Below are 18,768 nucleotides of genomic sequence, written 5' to 3' on the forward strand. Positions count from 1 at the left end.
CTCATGGTCCTCGTCCCTCTCTGTTTTGCTTGGGCTCCCATAGTTCATTCACTGGTTCGGACATGAGATGAAGTGAGGCTGATCATCATGCTGATGTCACAACGATATATGTCGGTCCCTGAGCAGCAATCATCACGTTGGTCTTGTCGATCCGCAAAGCTTGGCTGGCGGCATCATCAGCGAAATCAAACCGCGCAAATGGCGGGCACCTCCATGGGCCGAAGCCCTGATCAAGCACGATCCTAATCCTGCTGTCGTCATCGAAAGTGAGGTCGATCTGCCGACCATGCGCGGCGCCATTGAGCGCGAGCTCCAGTTCCATTCGACGTGCCTGCACCAGATATTGGAGCACAGCATCACGATCCTCAGCCCATGCCCAGTCGTGTGAGAAAAGGTAAGGTTGCCGTTCATTGGCCTTGTGCGAGTTTGTCACGATCGCCAGCGGTAGAGCGATTTGCGAACCGGCCAGTGCGTCCCGAAAGGCCGCAAGCACATCCGCCATCAGGCGCAGGGTTAGAGGGGATTGCAGGTAGCGGTCATTATAGCGGATCGCGGTCAACGCGGCTTTGGGCACAAGCGCGCGCACAGCGGGCAAGATCTTGGCCGTGAACGCCTTGGCAAAATCAACCAATGGCCCGTCAAACTCGCTCTTTACCTCGATGTAGACGGTGCCAGAAGGCGGCAGCAGGCTGTCGAGTTCGATCGGAGCAGCAAGTGGCGGCGAGCCGGATGGTAGACGAACCACCGCAGCTGTGTGACCCCGGCCCCAGCTTTCGCCGGGTATGCCCGCAAGTATATCGCGGCTAGCCCATGCTTCGCTGAGGTTCTCACCGATCGCCATGGCCAGTGTCCCAGCGCCATTATCGAATGTCGGACGCTTCCCCTTGCGCAGATCCAGGCCGAGCATCTTGGCTATATCGCGCAAACCGAGTCGTGCGGCCGCATCGAGACTTTGCAGCCAAGCCGGGTCAACAATAAGCCTCAACTGGGCGCCTCGCTCGCCGAGGCGACGAAGGAAACGCGAAAAACCCGGCTCAGCAAGGCTGGCGATGTCAGCTTGTCCGTCGATCCAAAGGAAAACGTCGCGGGCACCCCCATCGACACGTGTTGCCAGTTCATCAAGCACAGAGCGGCTAAGTCGGGCTTCGGGGTGGATACGATCTTCAGCGGGAAGGTTTCCAAAGGCCCTCGTAGCCGATAGCACCCAAGCCAGCGCACCCTTGCGATCGATCTGCTCCTGTTGCTGGAACAGATCGGCGCTCAGGACGCAGGCCGAGCAGCCAGTCTGGCATCCCGGTTCAGGGCAGTCGAGAATGTTGCGGGCATCGGTGATGAGCACCTCGAACATGCTCGCAGCCTGCGGTGCGAAGCCCGCGCCGCCGGATGCACGATCAAACAGGAAGAGCGAGTGGGTTAGTTGTCCAAGCGGGCCGACGGCTCGCTGGACAGCCATGCCCATTTCACCTGTTTCCACACCCAGCCGGCGGGCGAGCGCCTCGCGTAAGGCTGACACCAACGCACACGCTGCCCCTTCGCTCGGCAGATTTGCCGGCTGTAGTTCCACTACGTCCGTAAGCGTTTCGCAGCCGAGAGAGATGGCTGGCGTAATCCACAGCGGAGAGTCGTTGCCAGGGCAGGGTACGCCATTCCGTGATCCACGCAGCGGCAGGTGTCCTTCAAGTGGCCTCCTTCCTTCGACGTCACTGCCACGGGCAGCAGGCTCAGCGCGGCCGCACTCGAGGCAGACGTGATAGCCTTGCTGCCCCGGACCGCGCGAGGAGTAGAACACCAGCCCGTCTGAAGTTGCGCGCATACGTCCTTGGCTAGGATCAGCCATTGGTTGCCAGCTTGCGCCGCGCACGATGATTTGCTCACGCTCTGGCGCAACCCAGGTGACTTCCTCGGTTTCGGCGTGTGGCCGCGCATTCATGTCCGCAGTAAAGCCGGCGGGTTGAAGGAAGCTGCGGCGTGCCGCCAGAGGGATCTCGGCACGGCAAGCCGGGCAGTTTGACGGAGCGACCGAACTGCAATCCGCCGCACCACAAGCGGGGCAGGTCCAGAAGTCCCGCAACGCTTGCGCTTCATGCGCATCAGCATGGTCGGCAGGCCGCTTCCAGTTGAGCGTTACGCCAGCTGACCGGTAAACCAGCCCGTCAATCACCACTTCGGCACCCGGCGCATAGTCACGGATCGCAATATCCAAGGTGCGGGTTGGGAAGGAGCGACGCCGGAAGGACGTGTCGTCGGTTGCTGTCTCGTCGGCACCCGGCTTATCGGTATTGACGAAGGAAACCACGCCGGTTGGCATGCTGTGACTGGGCAGAACGGCACGAACGGCAAGTTCGCTCATTAGATTCTCCCGCGCAAGGCGCTGAAGTTGATAGCCTAGTGCCTTTCGTCCAGCTTCGGGTGCAGCGGCTGCCTGGTACTGGAGCTCCTGCCATTCCCGGATTACGGCATCGCGGGCCGCAGTCAGCGCTTCGGCCGCGGTAGCAAATAGTGTGCCGTCCAAAGCCAACACCGTCGAACGCACCAGCTCGGACACTTCGCCCACCAATGCCAACTCAGTCTCGGGCGCGCGCAGCCATGCCAGACACGCCTCAACCGGTGGGTGCTCCGGGCGATCGGCACCGATCCCCTCAGGGCAGCCGAAGAAATCCCCTGTCCGGGCCTTGAGCGCCTCTCCTCCTTCGCCCGCGAACCAACGTGCGAGCAAGAGTGCGTTGACATGGCGTTGCACGATCCGGCGACTGTCGAGCCGCACTTGCGGCGCACGGGTTTCGCGCTTGAGATAGGTCTCGGGATCGCGGAACGCTTCCCTTTCGAGCGGTGTGTCACGTGTATAGGTGAGCGAGGTCGCAAAACCCTGTTTGCGGCGTCCCGCGCGACCGACGCGCTGCCGATAATTGGCGAGCGCCGGTGGCACGTTGGTCATCATCACGGCTGACACCGAGCCGATGTCTACCCCCATCTCCATGGTGGTCGAACAATTTAGTATGTTAATCTCGCCCGCCTTGAACTCGTCCTCGAACCGCCGCAACCGCGCTGGCGGTTGTTGCGCAGAATGTTCGGCGGCGCGAATATAGGGTGAGAGCAGGGCGGCACGGTCTTGAAGATCTGTCCAAACCCCCTGATTTCGGAGAGTGGTGACGACCTGATCGCTGGCAAGCCAATCTTGGATGATGGATCGTGCACTTTCGTCCTGTGTAAATGTGATTGGCAGGCTTGGAAGATCGATCGGTAGTGGCTCTGCGTCGGCCATCCGCAGGTGCTCGCGATGGCCATAGGGAGATAGGCCGAGCGCGGTGCGGGCCAAAATCCGTCGTGACACCGGGCACAGGTATGCCTTCGTGACGGGCGCGATATGCGCCTTGTCGAAGGAGAGCGCATACCCAGGTTGGGTCGGGTCGGAAAAAAGCGCGGACAGCGCCGTCCAGGCTTGTTCAAGCACCTCGTTGATCAGTGCTCGCCCTTGCGGCTCGCTCCGATCCACGCGCAATGCTTTCTCCAGGATCAGGACGAGATTTCCCGCGCCACTACCACCCGCTCGTGGCCATGCGATTTCGCTTTGGACTTGCTTTGCTTGGCCGAAAGGCAGCAATTCCTTGCGCCAACCCTTGCTTGTGATCCAGTGCAGGTCAGCATCGTCAATCCGCACAGCAAGATTGGCACGGGCCACCATGTCGATGATCACATGAAGCAGATCATGCCAATGGCTCAAGGCGTAGCCGGCAGTGGCGAGTGGTTCGGGCAAACTCCGGATACGTTCGATTGCAGGGAAATGAAGACGCACCAGCCCCAGCGTCTCTGCGGTGTTGGCACGTCGCGGGCGGCGGGCAAGTTCACGCAATAGTAGGAACTGGGCGAAAGCCGCCGTATCATTGCGAAACCGGCTGTCGCGCAATTGCCAGACGTCGCGCATCCATTTGCGCGCCTCGACGGTGCCCGCGAGACGACTGCGCATATCGCTCCACGCGATACCGGCAAAGGAGGGTTGAGTGAGCTCTGCCAACTGCGCCTTTTTCTGCGCGATCAGGCCGGCTAGTGCTTCAGGAGCTGCGGTTTCAAGCTGTGCGATCTCGGCCGCCAAAGCCTTTGCTTCGGGATTGTCGGCGCCTTGCGCCGCTATGCTGCCCTGGACAGCATGATACAGGAAACTGCGGACAAAGCTGCGCTCGGATGCGGTCTGCAGATTGGCGGCAAAACGTGCCGTGCCCTGACGGCTGTCGGTGAAGGATAAAAGCTGGCGGCCACCGGCTGGTGGACTGAAGCTTGCGCCCTCTGCTGGTTGGCGGGCCGGAAGACCTTCCAGAAGAACGGGCGCAGCGTTACCGATCAGGAACGGTGCACCGAAGCGGAAGGGCCGCAAAATCAAAATACTGCCTTTTTGTCCATCCTGACCATTGCAGGCTCCACACCGGTCCGGCTGTCCGGCGTAGAGCGAGATAGTCTCATCCTGCGGCGCGTCGATCACCGCGCCTGTGGCCGGATCGATATGAAGCAGCCGATATCCATCCATTCCACGTAATGCGATTGATCGTCGGCGAACCGGATAAAGTGGCCCTTCCTGCACATCCTCGTCCCCGGGTACGTGCGCGTCAGCATCGGCTTCGCCGTCCGTCTCGCTGCCTGATGCTGCCTCCCGCAACTCGGCAAACTCGTCGATCGGTGGCGGGGTGATGCGGGGACGAAGGCGGCCTGCATCTTCCTCGCAATCGAGGTAAGGCTCGCCACATTCGCGACAGGAGAGAATTTCGAGCACCGGAGCGCCGCAGCAAGGGCAGGCCTCGACTCGCTCGGCAAGCACTTTGCCGAATGGCCAGTCAGTCGGACTCTCGGCACATTCGGGGTTCAGGCAGGACCATAGGCCGGGGACCGCGCGAAGAAAGCCGTGAACCCTGAGTGGCAACAATGGACCACGCTGCTTGTCGCTGTCATCGGCGATGGCGCAGATCAGACTGTCGGCGGGGAGCCCGGTGGGCGCAAGCATCCGGGTGGCTTGCTCCAAAAGGACCGGCCCCTTTTCGGCCGCGCGCACGAAGGACTGCACAGCAGGGTTTGCACGCAATGCCTCGCGATCGGAAAGCGATGCTGCGGGCAGCCACGGGTCGGGCGCGGGCGACGGTAAATGAACTGCTTCGCGGTGTCCGATTACCACATGCACCCGATCCCCCGGGGTGCCAGTCAGATCGCGCAGAAACCGCTGCAGTTCTTCGGTTACATCGCGGCCGCTACCGATGGTGGCCGATGTAGCAACGAAGCGCACATCTTCAGGCTTTACCCCGAAGGTAAGCAGGACGCGGCGGATGAGGAGTGCGATTTCAGCTGCTGCCGATCCAACATAGCCGTGAGCTTCGTCGAGAATGATCCAGCGCAGGGTGCCACGGCTGTTCTCGATCAGCGGGCGATCGATCCGCCGCACCATCATGTATTCAAGCATGGTGACATTGGTCACCAAGATCGGAGGCGGATCGGTGCGTAAGGTCTCGCGGTCGGTGACCTGTTCCGGACGCACAGGCGCGTGACGATCCGGACGTTCAGGCGTCAGCCCGTTGTATAGGCCGAAGCGGATCCGCCCGCCAAACGGGGCCGTCCAGGCGCGCAGTCGCTCCTCCTGGCTCGCGATCAGCGCATTGAGGGGATAGAGGGCGATCGCGCGGACGCCGGACAACCTGCCATGGCGCTCGGACTCGCACGCTAAATCGTGCAGCAGCGGCATGAGGAAGCACTCTGTCTTGCCCGAACCTGTGCCGCTCGACACCAAAACCGAACGCGGCTCCGGCGCGATCAGATGCTCCCAAGCTGCGATCTGGTGTCGATAGGGCTGGGCTTCCGGCGGAAAGCGGTAGGGCTCGGCATCCGGCCCTGAGATTGCCCGAATGACTTCGGGGTGGAGCAAGCTGCCCGAACAATCGGCAAATGTGCGACCGTCGATCTCGAAGGGAGCCGCGCCCTCGATAACGGGCTCGCGCATCACAGCACCCGCCTCAACCTCACGTGAGCTGAACTGGCGTCGCACCTCGGCGGCGAGGCCAGGGTGATTGATGGCCGCTCGGCTGAGCATTGATTGCACCACGCGTTCGCGCACCAGGTCGAGCGTGTGCAAGGGGCCGGTGAGAGGGAGTTGGGGATCGACTTTGGCCATTATCGGTTCGTCGACTTGAGCCAGGCGGCGTAAGCCTCGGCGAAATAGGTCGGAAAGGTGCGGGCAACGGTTTTCATGTGACGAACTGCGGCTGCGTCAGGTCGCCAGACACACGCAGCAGCCAGAGCCGCAGCGCAGGGGGCATCGAAGGTGTCGATGAAGCCCCTATCGAAATTTGTAAAGGCTGATGGCAACCTATTTCCGAGGACGCTGCGGTAGCGGTCGATCGAATCCTCGCGCAGCCGCTGAATGGCGCGATTCGCAAAGCGCTGAACAATGGCTTGAATAGGCTCAGGCTTGGGTGGGTCGAACAAACCGACCAGGATTGGCTCATAATTGGTGATGATCTGCCTGCGACGCTTCACCTCTTCAGCCGCGAAGCGGAGCTGGTCCGGTTGAGGTAGACTTGCGAGGCGCGCAATGAGATCCTCGAAGACGATCTTGGCACCCTTTTCCCAAGCTTCGGATGGCAGCAGGAACCATGCGAAAGGCAGGGCCTCGGATAGCGGCAGCGCGGATTCCGGTTCCTCCTGCGCCATGCGTGCAAGAACCACCGGATGATCGACCAGCAGTTCAAAAACCCGGAAAGTGCCTGGGGGAAGGCCATTAAGTGAGCGTGCAAGCGCGATCAGTTCGTGCACGATCTCCCGCGCGTTTTGATCATCATCGCTCGCCTCGATCAGCAGCTGATTGAGCGATTGATCAAGCACCGCTCCGGGTGGTTGGATCATTGCACGCGCCAAATGCCCGGTCGGCAACATGCTCCTTCCTTGTCCGAATGCGACTTTTGGGCGTGTCAGCACGGTCTTGTCGCGGCGAAGATAAACCAGCCAGGCCCCGCCTCTGTCGTGGGGCAAGCGCACGGGCCGATGATTGGCGTCGCTCAACAAGGAATAGGGGCCAAAACACACCTCCTGCGCAGGATCGGCCAAAGACCGACCGCAAAACAGGACATCCGGATGGGCAACGGCCGGCCTGGCAACGAACCCCGCTGGTTCTTCTACCAGCGACAGCGCGAAAGGCTTGATGCGCCAATGCGTATTTCGACCATCATGCATATCGAGAAGCAGCTCGGCATTGATCGAGGCAGGCAGCAGCAGGCTGGCGCAATCTTCGCGGATTGAGGCAAGCGGTAATTCGCGGTCAAACTCCCAGACCATCTGCGCAACCTTGCCTGCACGAGGCTCGCGCAGTTCTGCATGAAGTTCCATGCGACCTTCGTCGATCCCGACGAGATCCCGCAGGTCATCCAGCGTCAAAACGCTGTTGTGGGGCAACACCGTCCCGTCCCAGCGGGCAATTGCGGCGTCCCCTGGATAGCGTATTTTTACTAGAAGAGACGTGCCATCTGGCCACATGATACGCGCGCTGAAAAAATGCACGCGTGCAACCTGTGGCCTTGATTTCCACATTTGGCCATCCGCATCAGGCACAACCGGCGCGCCTTCGTCCGGCACTAGGCGAACCTTGCCAAAGCCCTGCAATTCGTAGGAAGGACCACTCGCGCTGCGCCGACAAACAAGGCTGGCTGAAGCCGGTAGAACCGCAATTGTGCGCCGATCGAGCAGGATGCCATCAGGTGCTCGCCAACCGAGTTCGTAATGGCCGAGCGGAAGCGGCGAAGGGGCCGGTCTCCAGATCCTGGTCCCCTTGTCGCGCATGAGGAGTTTTCCAACCTGCCCTCTCATCGTGGCATGTGGAGGTCCGCAGAACAAATCGATGTTGCCGGACACTTCTGCCCAGCGGCAGTCGTTGCCGACCATGTCGATCCGCGGGGTGGCATCTGTCGGCTGGCCACAACGGATACGGTAACGATCTCCCGTGTCGTCGGTGACAAAGGCACCTCCTTGGATGCGCCAGAGATGCGTCGCGCCAACTCCCTGCCCGAGGAATTCTGCCGTCTCTTGATCGGTTGCTGAAACCTGCCACGAGTCGGGCACCTGCAAGAACAGGGTCTGGGCGCGATATTGGCCTGAGCCAGAGCCAACTATCTTGAGCAGCGCTGGGACGGCCGCACCATTGTCTTCTGCCGTGGCAACCAGCAATTGCCCGCGTCTTGGCTTGCCGCCTGGGAGCAAAAAACGCGCAAGGTTGCGTGCGCCAACGCGCAGCTCGACTGTCAAAGCTGCCGCAAAGGGGATCGCATGGATGCCCCGAACCAGCCGGGTCGAGCGCGCGGTCCATGTGGTTCCGCCTGGTGCGGGCGGCTCGAGCATGCCGAGTTCACCGGGGAGGTGACGCGCGAGGTCATCGGCAGCAAATACGCGAAGGCGCCCCGGGTTGCCCTGAATGGGGGGCATGGCTTGGCTGTCGACATCGCCGTCTAGCGCAATCCTTGCAGCTTCCACCCAAGTCCCGTCGGCTTGTCGCCAGAGCATGCGATCCGCCCCGACGCCGACCCCTGCGAGTGCTTCGACACTCATCAGGCTTTCGATGAGCGCATCGGCGGCGCGATCTCCGGTGATGATCGGCAGGCTCTCGCGCCAATCAGGCCGATGCAGACCTAACCAGGCCAGCACGGGTATCCCCTCTGCGGTTGCACCCGGCTCCGCCTCACGGCGGATAGCTACGACCGCAAGCGCGAGATCTGCGCAGAGAAGAAGAAAATCGTCATCATTGAACGTTTGTGGCAGGTGGTGGCGCTGGAGGCGAGCCAGTTCAAGCGCACGCTCCTCACCAGCCGCAGGTTCTGACAGGAGCGATGCGATCATTCGCCCCAACACGTCGCGGGCCCAACCCTTGCCATCGGCAAAGGCCGCGGTCGGGAACCCACCTTCACGCGCAAGCGAACCGAGGAAGCTTCGTCGCCCGTCCCATTGCAAGACTGGTCGTATCCACATCTGCAGACCGCGCTCTGCAACATTGCGCAATATTGCTTGATCGGCCTGGCTCGTGACGCGCAAATCCAGAGCAGCAAGCAGTCCCGCCCAAGAATATCCGCCACCGTCATACTCGCGACGAAACCACTCAGATGCCCAGAGCACGAAATGCGCTGGCAAATGACCATTGCCAAACTCAGTCAGGTTACGCTTGCCCTTCAAGCTCATACCAAGCCGATCATAGGCTTTATCGGACAAGCGATAGCGATGGAGGGGCCTGCCGTCCGGGCAGGGAAGCCCCAGCGAAGCGGCAAAGGGCGGTGGCTCCGAGGCCTTATTCTGCGCCCGCATCTTGGTCTTGGCCTGTGCTATTCGTAGGTAGACTTGTCGCCGAAGATCCTCGGGCAAAGCTTCAGCCTCGGCGTAAAGGCGATCCAGTTCCTCAAGGCTATTCCCCTCGGCTATGCGGCGACGCCAATAGGCAAGATCATCGATCATTAGGGTTGCTCGCCGGGGTCAGTTGAAGGTTAATTGGCTCAAGCCCGTCGTATGTCTTTTTTGCGCAGTGTCCACGTCACAGCGGTCCTTCTGGATCATCGGCCGACGCAAAGCTGACGCAGGCGCAGTGCGCGCGCTGGCTCAGGTGCGCGACGTTGCGGGCGATGGCGTCGAGATTGGCGGGGCGCTTGGCGCGCCGCTCGGGGAAGTGGGCGGCGCGCACCACCACCCATTCAAGCCCCTTTGCCATGTCGGCGACGAACCAGATGTTGGGATCGACCTGCGGGTTGGACTGCGAGCACAGGATCTCGCAGCCCTGTTGCTTGAGGTCGTCCCTCACCACCTGGACGGCAAAATCAAGCAGTTCCCACGCGCTTATCGGAACCAGTTCGTCCGTCACGAGCATCGCAGGATCGATGCGTCTGCCATTGCGCAGGTCGATTAGGCCCCATCCCGGACGATCAGGCTCCCACCCCCGCAAGGTGCGGCGCATCGGCATCAGGCAAGGGTGGCCGTTCCAGCCTCCGGCCACCGAAAGCAGGCCCTCGCGATTGCCGGGCACCTCGACCTGTCCCTCGACATCCTCGAAGCGGATGAAGAACACCTGGTTGCCGAGCCGGAACGAGAGGTGTTCCAGAAAGGGCGGGCGCGGATCGACCTTGAGCCAGCTCAGCAGGCCGTCCTCGAAGAAGCTCTGGATGTGCTTGCCAGCCGCTCGCCACATCGCAAGAAAATCGCGCGAGGGCTGGGCCATGGTGATCTTATGCATGGGTAATGATCTCCAGGGATCGGCCTCAGCCATGACGCAGAAGGGCTTGCACCATTCCCGCGACAAATCCGGTCGTCTGGTTTCTGCCGCTGTTTATCATGATCGATGCGCCATAAGGAAGTATTTGGTAACAAAAGATAAATCGTGCGGGACCCGCCTGCTTGGCGCAGTGAGTGCCACGATGCCGACCACAGACCCGCTTCACCCAGATCGCCTCAAGGACAAGCGCCCGATCCAGTATGACGAACGCCGCTACAAGGATCGCTGACGGGGCGAGGCGATGTTCTGTCGCCTTAAAGAGTTGAGCTTCGCCTGCGTTCAAACCCAGTGTTTCGCCAACCGCAACGGTAAGATCGCCAGCAACGTCCTATCCGCCGTGAGCCTCGATGCCGCAACCGCATTCTGGCTTTAAACGACGAAAGAATCAGAATACGTTAGAATTGCTATAAGAAACTCCGTCCTTGATCATGTTTGCTCATTCAATACCCGGCAGGCCAGAGGATACCTGGGAGCCTTTGACGCATCACCTGCGTGCAGTGGGAGAGCGAGCAGCAGGTTTCGCTGCGCACTTCAGCAATGGCCAAATGGCTCGCGCCATGGGGTTGCTACACGATATCGGGAAGTGCTCCGACGCCTATCAGAGATATATCCGCCAAGATGATAGCAACCGCAAGGTGCGTGGCCCTGATCACAGCAGTGCCGGGGCGCAGGAGGCGGTGAAGGCCTTCGGGGCACACATGGGGCGGCTGATGGCCTATGGCATCGCCGGGCATCACGGCGGCCTGATGGACAGCGAGGACCTTTCGGACCGCCTCGTCAAGCCGCTTGAAGCCTATGATGGCTGGTGCGACCATGTCGGCGAATTGCCTAGTGCTGAGGAATTGTCCGGCATCCGCCTCGCGCAGAACGGGATCGACCGGGCCTTCTCGCTCGCCTTTCTGGCGCGCATGACCTTTTCGTGCCTGGTCGATGCAGACTTTCTTGAGACAGAGCGGTTCTACCGGATTGCCGCAGGAGAAGATCCGCCCTCGCGCGGTGGCACGGTGCAGCACCACCACCTCGAAGCCGTGCGCGCTCACATGGCGCGCTGCCGCCGCGATGACACCGAGGTCAACCGCCTGCGTTCCGCAATTCTCGATCACGCCAATGGCAAGGCCGCCCTCCCGCCGGGCCTGTTCACGCTGACTGTGCCTACCGGGGGCGGCAAGACGCTGACTTCGCTCAGCTTTGCGCTGGAACACGCACTGGCACACGGGCTGCGCCGGGTCATCTATGTGATCCCCTTCACCTCGATCATCGAGCAGACCGCGGCTGTCTTTCGCGATGAAGTCGCCTTGGGTGAAGCCGTGCTGGAACACCATTCCAGCTTCGATTGGGACAGCAAGCCCCCGGAAACCGGCAATGATGCCGAAGGGGAGGGGGCCGCCGGGCTTGCCAAGCTGCGCCGCGATGCGGAAAACTGGGATGCGCCGATCATCGTGACCACGGCGGTGCAGTTCTTCGAAAGCGTGTTTGCCGCCCGCCCCAGCCAAGCGCGCAAGCTGCACAACCTGGCGAAAAGCGTGATCGTGCTGGACGAGGCGCAATCCATTCCCGTCCACCTGCTGCGCCCCTGCATGGCCGTGATCGACGAACTGGCCCGCAACTATGGCGCCAGCGTGATCCTGTGCACCGCCACCCAGCCGGCCTTGCGGTTGCAGGACAAGGCGCTGCCTGCAACACCCGAGGGGCGCGCGGAAGGGCTGGACATCCCCGCCGAGCGCGAACTCGCCCCCGATCCGCAGGCGCTTTATCGCAAGCTCAAGCGCGTCGAGGTGGAGTGGCTGCGCGAGCCGGTGACGGACGAAGAGATTGCCGCGCGCTTTGCGCAGCAGCCGCAGATGCTGTGCATCGTCAACAGCCGCGGCCATGCCCGCGACCTGTTCGCCCTGTTGCGAGAGCAGGGGCAGGCGGGCGCCATGCACCTTTCCACCCTGATGTGCGCCCGGCACCGCCGCGCCGTGCTAGACAAGGTGCGCGAAGGGCTGAAGGCAGGGCAGCCGGTGCGGCTTATCTCCACCAGCCTGATCGAGGCGGGCGTCGATGTGGACTTTCCCGAAGTCTGGAGGGCAGCGGCAGGGTTGGCCAGCATTGCCCAGGCCGCCGGGCGCTGCAACCGCGAAGGGCGCGCTCAGGCCATGGGCCGCACGGTGGTGTTCGAGGCGGCCGGACGCAAGATGCCGCCCGCCATCGAGGCCTTTTATGCCCCGGCGCGCGAAGTGATGCGGCGCGAGGGACTTGACGTGCTGGGGCTGGAGGCAATCCGCGACTATTACGAGGCGCTCTATTGGCGACAGCAGTACGAGGCACTTGATCGGGCGAGGCTGCCCGGCGGCGAAGCCTTGGCCATCATCCCGGCCATCCGTGAACTGGCGAGGCAGGGCGATTTTCCCTTCGCCACCATCGCGCGCGCCTTTCGCCTGATCGACGATGCAATGGACCCGGTGATCGTACCCTATGATGATGCCGCGCGCGAGGCGATCCACGACCTTGCCGAGGCGCCGTTCCCGCCTGCGGGTGTCCAGCGCCGCTTGCAGCAATATGTCGTCCCGGTCCCGGCAAAGGTGCGAGAGGCGCTGGTCGCAACGGGCGCGGTGCAGGCCATCCGACCAGATGAATATGGTGACCGGTTCATGGTTCTGGTGGAGGAGCAGAAGGGCCAGCTTCCCGGCCTCTATGACCCGCAACTGGGCCTGCGGATCGATTGCGATCCGGCAAGCCGGTCGGCGGAAGCGAACATTTTTTCATGATGCGTCCGGTTCTGTCGCACTTGCAGGCAGCATCGGCAGAGCGATTCGGGTGATCTTTCGGATCGGGGAGAAACGGGAATGCCAGTTCGATTGCACGTCTGGGGTGAGCGCGCCTGCTTCACCCGGCCGGAAATGAAGGTGGAGCGGGTCAGCTATGACGTGATGACGCCTTCGGCGGCGCGCGGCATTCTTGAAGCGATCCACTGGAAGCCCGCGATCCGTTGGCAGGTAGACCGCATCCACGTGCTGAAGCCCATCCGCTTCCAGTCGATCCGCCGCAACGAGGTGGGGGCCAAGGCAAACGCCAGCAATGCCGCTAGCGCCATGAAGCGGGGCGATACCAGTGGGCTGGGCATCGTGGTGGAGGAGAGCCGCCTGCAGCGCGCTGCCCTGGTGCTGGTGGATGTCGCCTATGTGATCGAGGCCCATTTCACCATGACCGACAAGGCTGGGCCGGAGGATACTCCGGCCAAGCACCTGTCCATGTTCAATCGGCGCGCGAGCCAGGGGCAGTGCTTTCACCGGCCTTGCCTTGGCACGCGCGAATTCGCTGCAGAATTCGCGCTGATCCCCGATGGCGCGCCGCTGCCGCCCTGCGAACTGGAGCCTGACCGGCGCGATGCGGACCTGGGCTGGATGCTGCACGACATCGACTTTACGGATGGACGCAACGAATCCCGCTTCTTCCGTGCGGAAATGCGAAATGGCGTGATCGAGGTGCCGCCCTTCCATGCCGAGGAGGTCGTGCGATGACCATCCTGCAGGCGCTGGAGCGCTATTATCACCGCCTGCCCGGCGTGGCAGAGCCTGGGTGGGCACTGGTTAAGTTCGGGTGGTGTATTGTATTAGATCGGGGAGGTTCGCCAGTTGACCTTGAAGATTTGCGGGATTTGCTCGGCAAGAAGCCAAAGCCGAAGGATTATCTGGTTCCATGGTCAGATAAAGTCGCAAAACGGACATCTGGGATCGTAACAAATCTTTTTGTCGACAAAACGGCTTATGTGCTCGGCCGCACGGCAGGTGATGGCGAGAGAACTGCACAAGAGCACGCGGCTTTTGTCGAAATGCACTTGCGAGTGCTTACCGAACAGCATGATGAAGGCCTCGTTGCGTTGCGGCGTTTTATCGAAAACTGGCAGCCGGAGTGGCTTGAAAACCTGCCTAGATTTACGCCTGAAATCCTCGACTCCTTTATAATGTTCAGGCTTGATGGAGATCGCTGTTACCTCCACGAGCGACCCGCTTCGCGACTATTACTGGCAGCCGGTGACTCAGATGGAGATGAGAGCCCGACGGGCGATGAAGGATTCTGTCTGATCACAGGAGAGTTTGGTCCGATCGCTCGCCTGCATCGTTCAATAAAAGGAGTTGAAGACGCTCAATCATCTGGCGCCCCTTTAGTATCCTGCAACAGCAAGAAAAGTCCTGCCTTCTCTTCTTATGGCAAAGATCAGGGGTTGCTTGCACCAACTGGCAAGACCGCAGCCTTCCGCTACGCCACCGCTCTCAACCACCTGCTCGCGCGCGACGGGCCGAACCGGCTACGCCGTCCGGTGGGCGATGCCACCGTGGTGTTCTGGGCCGATGCCAGCCAGGCCGAGGCCGAGGCGGCGGAGAACTTTTTCACGCAGTTGCTCGGCAGCGACGTGAGCGACGAACAGGAAACGGCCAAGGTCCGCAAGCAGATGGAGGCCGTGGCCGCAGGCAAGCCGCTGGCTGAATTGCAGCCCGGCATTGAGCCCGGCACGCGCTTTCATGTCCTTGGCCTGTCCCCCAATGCGGCGCGGCTGTCGGTGCGGTTCTGGCTGTCCGATACGCTGGATGCCTTTGCGCAGCGGCTCGCCCGCCACCACGCCGACCTGGCGATGGAACCGCCGCCTGCGGGTTGGGGCGCGGCGCCTTCGGTCAATCGGCTGCTCGCCAATACCACCGCCTTGCAACGCGATTTCAAGAACATCCCGCCGCTGCTCGCTGGCGAAGTCATGCGTGCGGTGCTCTCCGGCACCCGCTATCCGCTCAGCCTGCTGTCCGCCGCGCTCATCCGCCTGCGGGCGGGCGACAATGCCGCATCGGGCTGGCACGCCGCCGTGATCCGCGCCGTGCTGGTCCGCCTCAGCCGACGCAATCCCCTGATCCCCGAACAAGGAGAAGTGCCCATGAGCCTGAAAAGGGACCACGCCAATCCGGGCTACCAACTCGGTCGGCTGTTCGCCGTCTATGAACTGGCGCAGCGTGCCGCGCTCGGCAAGGTCAACGCCACGATCCGCGACCGCTATTTCGGCGCGGCTTCGGCCACGCCCGCCAGCGTTTTCCCGCTGATCGTGCGCGGCGGGCAGAACCACCTGGCCAAGCTACGCAAGGAAAAGCCGGGCTGGGCCACCCTGATCGAGCGCGAACTGGAGGAAATCAACGGCCGCTTCGATCCGCGCCCCGAAGGCATCTGGCCGCGGTCGCTGCGGCTGCAGGACCAGGGCGAATTTGCCATCGGCTATTATCACCAGCGCGCCGCAAAGCTGAGCAACGACAAGGGCGAGGCCATCGACGCCGACGATCTGCCCGAAACCACCGATCACGAAGGGACCGAAGCATGAGCAAGCCCGTTTCCAACCGTTACGAATTCGTCCTCTATTTCGATGTGGCGAACGGCAATCCCAATGGCGATCCCGATGCGGGCAACATGCCCCGGCTCGATCCGGAAACCAACCAAGGCCTGGTTTCCGATGTCGCGCTCAAGCGCAAGGTGCGCAATTTCGTGGCGCTGGCCAAGGGCGATGCGCCGGGCCACGAAATCTACATGAGCGAAGGCGCCACACTCAACAACCAGCACAAAAAGGCCTGGGCAGCTATTATGCCCGAAGTCAACAAGGACGAGGAGTTCAAGAAGCTGCCCAAGGACCAGCAGAAGGCGCGCGCGCTGACAGCATGGATGTGCGCCAACTTCTGGGACATCCGCACTTTCGGCGCGGTGATGACCACCGGAGTTAACGCTGGTCAGGTGCGCGGGCCGGTGCAGTTCACCTTTGCCCGTTCGGTCGAACCGATCCTGCCGCTGGAAGTGTCGATCACCCGCATGGCCGCCACCACCGAAAAGGACACCGATGACAAGGGCGGGCGCACCATGGGCCGCAAGCACATCGTGCCCTATGGCCTTTACCGTGCCCATGGTTTCGTCTCTGCCCCGCTGGCCAGCCACCCGGTCAAGGGCACGGGCTTTTCGGAGGATGATCTCGAACTGCTGTGGCAGGCGCTCTGCCAGATGTTCGATCATGATCGGTCGGCCGCGCGCGGGGAAATGGCCACCCGCAAGCTCATCATTTTCCGCCATGATTGTGCGCTGGGCAACGCACAGGCACAAGCGCTGTTCGACCGGGTGAAGACCTGGCGCGTCCATGCCGGCTCCACCCAGCCCGTCGGCAGCCCCGCCACCGACAATTGGCCGCCCGCGCGCCAGTGGGCCGACTATGCCGTGACCATCGACCGCGACGGCCTGCCCGCAGGCGTCGAGATCATCGAGAAGTGCTGAGGCCATGATGCATCCGCCGCCACGGGACCCTGCCGCCGAAGAGGCGCTGGTGCCGGTGTCGGCCCTGCAGCACTACCTGTTCTGCCCAAGGCAGTGCGCGCTGATCCATGTCGAGCGTATATGGGCCGAGGATCAGGCCACTGCCGAGGGGCGGCTGATGCACGAAAGGGTGGACTCCGGGCGCGGCGACCGACGATCAGGGGTGCGCACGGTGCGCGGCCTCGTGCTGCGATCAATCACCCATGGCCTTTCAGGCAAGGCCGATGTGGTCGAGTTTCACGCGGATACGCCCTATCCGGTCGAATACAAGCGCGGTCGACCCAAGGCGCATCGGGGCGATGCGGTGCAGCTGTGTGCCCAGGCCCTGTGCCTAGAGGAGATGTTCGGCTTGCCTGTGCCGGAAGGAGCGCTGTTCTACGGCCAGACGCGCCGGCACAAAGTGGTGGCCTTCGATGCGGATTTGCGCGCGCTGACTGCCCGCATCGCCGCCGAGTGCCGGGCGATGATCGCGCAGGGTCGCACACCACCGCCGCGCGAGATGCCGGCCTGCTGCCGCTGTTCGCTCCGCGCGGAATGCCAACCCGGCAGGCTGGAACAGCCGCCCGCAATCCGCCGCTGGCTGCTGCGCCAGATCGGCGGTGTGCCCGATGATCGGGAGCCAGCTCCATGCGCCGCCATCTGAACACGATCTATGTCACCACGGATAACGCCTGGCTGCGCAAGGACGGCGACAATGTGGTGATCGAAGCCGATGGCGCGGAACGCGGCAGGGTGCCGCTGCACATGATCGAAGGCATCGTCTGTTTCGGTCGCCCCGGTGCCTCGCCCGCGCTGATGGCGGCCTGTGCGCAAGCAGGTATCGCGTTCTCATTCCTGACCCCGCAAGGCCGCTTCCTTGCGCGGATCGAAGGCCCACGCACCGGCAATGTTCTGTTGCGGCGCACGCAATATCGCCTTGCGGACGATCCAGCCCGCGCGGTGCCGGTGATCCGCGGGATCGTTGCCGCCAAGGCCGCCAACCAGCGCACGGTGCTGCTGCGCGCGCTGCGCGATCATGGCGCAGGCATGGATCCGCCCACTCGCGCCGCGATGGAGGGAGCAGAATGCCGTCTGTCGCACATCGCGCGCTTGGCTGCCCTTGCTGATGACATTGCTCTGTTGCGAGGGCACGAGGGCGAGGCGGCCCAGGTCTATTTCGGTGTTTTCGACAACATGATCGCAGCAGGGCGCGATGCCTTTGCCTTCCAGGGCCGGTCGCGCCGTCCGCCGCTCGACCGGATCAACGCCTTGCTCTCATTCCTCTATGCCATGTTGGGACATGATTGCCGTTCGGCCTTGGAAGGCGTGGGCCTGGATCCGCAGGTCGGGTTCCTCCATGCTGATCGACCGGGGCGGGCCAGCCTCGCGCTTGATCTGATGGAGGAACTGCGCCCCGTTCTCGCAGATCGCCTCGCTTTGAGCCTCGTCAATCGTGGACAGGTAAAGGCGCAGGATTTTTCCATCGATGAAGGCGGAGCAGTCTCGCTCACCGATGATGGTCGCAAGGCCGTTCTTATCGCCTGGCAGGAACGCAAGAAGCGCGAACTGCGCCATCCCTTTCTTGGCGAGAAGATGCCTCTGGGGCTTGTGCCCCATGTTCAGGCACTGCTGCTCGCGCGCCACCTGCGCGGCGATCTGGATGGCTATCCACCATTTGTCTGGAAATGATCCATGCTCATGCTGATAACCTATGATGTGAACACCCAGGATCCTGCCGGTCGCCGACGGCTGAGGCGTGTGGCCAATCTTTGCAAGGATCGTGGGCAAAGGGTGCAGAACTCGGTGTTCGAGTGCGAGGTTGATCCAGCACAATGGACCATGTTGCGCGCCAGCTTGGTGGAAGAAATCGATCCGAAGCGCGATTCGCTTCGCTTCTATCGCCTGGGCGCGCAGGGCAAGAAGCGCGTTGAACATGTCGGCGCTAAGGCGCCGGTCGATCTCGATGGACCGCTCCTCTTTTAGCAACAGGATGACCACGCGAACCGTTAGTTGTTGGCGCTGACCGGCAAGGTTCGCGACGAAAAAACATCGTGATTAAGAGCGATTTGGTCGTGCCTCGCTGCGCTCCTCATGGGCGATCCTACAGATTTGCAGGAGGTTCGCGCGCAAGCGGGGATTTATCTCGTCTTTCCATCGCAATATGAACCAGGCAGTCGCCCCCCTCGCGGGGGCGTGGATCGAAACCG

At 62.2% G+C, this 18,768-nt stretch carries 11 protein-coding genes; 8 read left to right on the top strand and 3 right to left on the bottom strand.

Annotated elements, in window-relative coordinates; genetic code table 11:
* Positions 1 to 85: 85 nt before the first annotated feature.
* From G524_RS16730 to G524_RS17115, 3 genes are all read right to left on the bottom strand, one after another.
* Complete coding sequence (locus G524_RS16730) at positions 86 to 6,145, bottom strand: DEAD/DEAH box helicase (protein WP_036857945.1); 6,060 nt, start codon at positions 6,143 to 6,145, stop codon at positions 86 to 88.
* Positions 6,145 to 9,462 carry an STY4851/ECs_5259 family protein gene (locus G524_RS16910; protein ID WP_156894092.1) on the bottom strand — a complete coding sequence of 1,106 codons (3,318 nt, stop codon included), beginning with the start codon at positions 9,460 to 9,462 and terminating at the stop codon, positions 6,145 to 6,147. Before G524_RS16910 ends, G524_RS16730 begins: the two co-directional genes overlap by 1 nt.
* A 76-nt stretch (positions 9,463 to 9,538) precedes the next feature.
* On the bottom strand, positions 9,539 to 10,231 hold the full coding sequence (locus G524_RS17115; protein WP_211219375.1) for a hypothetical protein: 693 nt from the start codon (positions 10,229 to 10,231) through the stop codon (positions 9,539 to 9,541).
* Between the two features lie 31 nt (positions 10,232 to 10,262).
* Here G524_RS17115 and G524_RS16915 point away from each other — a divergent pair, with 31 nt between their 5' ends.
* The 8 genes from G524_RS16915 (at position 10,263) to cas2 (ending at position 18,544) form a co-directional block, all read left to right on the top strand.
* Positions 10,263 to 10,499: a hypothetical protein gene (locus tag G524_RS16915; protein WP_169447852.1), complete on the top strand. Its 237-nt coding sequence runs from the start codon at positions 10,263 to 10,265 to the stop codon at positions 10,497 to 10,499.
* A gap of 199 nt (positions 10,500 to 10,698) precedes the next feature.
* Positions 10,699 to 13,020, top strand: a complete 2,322-nt coding sequence (locus G524_RS0112225; protein ID WP_156894100.1) for a CRISPR-associated endonuclease Cas3'' — start codon at positions 10,699 to 10,701, stop codon at positions 13,018 to 13,020.
* A gap of 78 nt (positions 13,021 to 13,098) precedes the next feature.
* Positions 13,099 to 13,773, top strand: a complete 675-nt coding sequence (gene cas5c, locus G524_RS0112230; RefSeq protein WP_027443943.1) for a type I-C CRISPR-associated protein Cas5c — start codon at positions 13,099 to 13,101, stop codon at positions 13,771 to 13,773.
* A complete protein-coding gene (gene cas8c / locus G524_RS0112235; protein ID WP_027443944.1) occupies positions 13,770 to 15,611 on the top strand; it encodes a type I-C CRISPR-associated protein Cas8c/Csd1 in 1,842 nt (613 codons plus the stop codon). The genes cas5c and cas8c overlap by 4 nt, the downstream gene beginning before the upstream one ends.
* Positions 15,608 to 16,543 carry a type I-C CRISPR-associated protein Cas7/Csd2 gene (gene cas7c / locus G524_RS0112240; protein ID WP_027443945.1) on the top strand — a complete coding sequence of 312 codons (936 nt, stop codon included), beginning with the start codon at positions 15,608 to 15,610 and terminating at the stop codon, positions 16,541 to 16,543. The genes cas8c and cas7c overlap by 4 nt, the downstream gene beginning before the upstream one ends.
* A gap of 4 nt (positions 16,544 to 16,547) precedes the next feature.
* The gene (gene cas4, locus G524_RS0112245) at positions 16,548 to 17,225 is read left to right on the top strand and encodes a CRISPR-associated protein Cas4 (RefSeq protein WP_211219377.1); all 678 of its coding nucleotides are present in this window, start codon (positions 16,548 to 16,550) and stop codon (positions 17,223 to 17,225) included.
* Positions 17,210 to 18,250, top strand: coding sequence for a type I-C CRISPR-associated endonuclease Cas1c (gene cas1c / locus G524_RS0112250; RefSeq protein WP_027443947.1), 1,041 nt, complete (start codon positions 17,210 to 17,212; stop codon positions 18,248 to 18,250). The genes cas4 and cas1c overlap by 16 nt, the downstream gene beginning before the upstream one ends.
* A 9-nt stretch (positions 18,251 to 18,259) precedes the next feature.
* Positions 18,260 to 18,544 (top strand): CRISPR-associated endonuclease Cas2, encoded by a 285-nt coding sequence (cas2, locus tag G524_RS0112255; protein WP_342662463.1) that lies wholly within the window; start codon positions 18,260 to 18,262, stop codon positions 18,542 to 18,544.
* The last annotated feature ends 224 nt before the right edge of the window (positions 18,545 to 18,768 follow it).

Origin of the sequence: Erythrobacter cryptus DSM 12079, assembly GCF_000422985.1 — a bacterium.
GTDB lineage: Bacteria > Pseudomonadota > Alphaproteobacteria > Sphingomonadales > Sphingomonadaceae > Erythrobacter > Erythrobacter cryptus.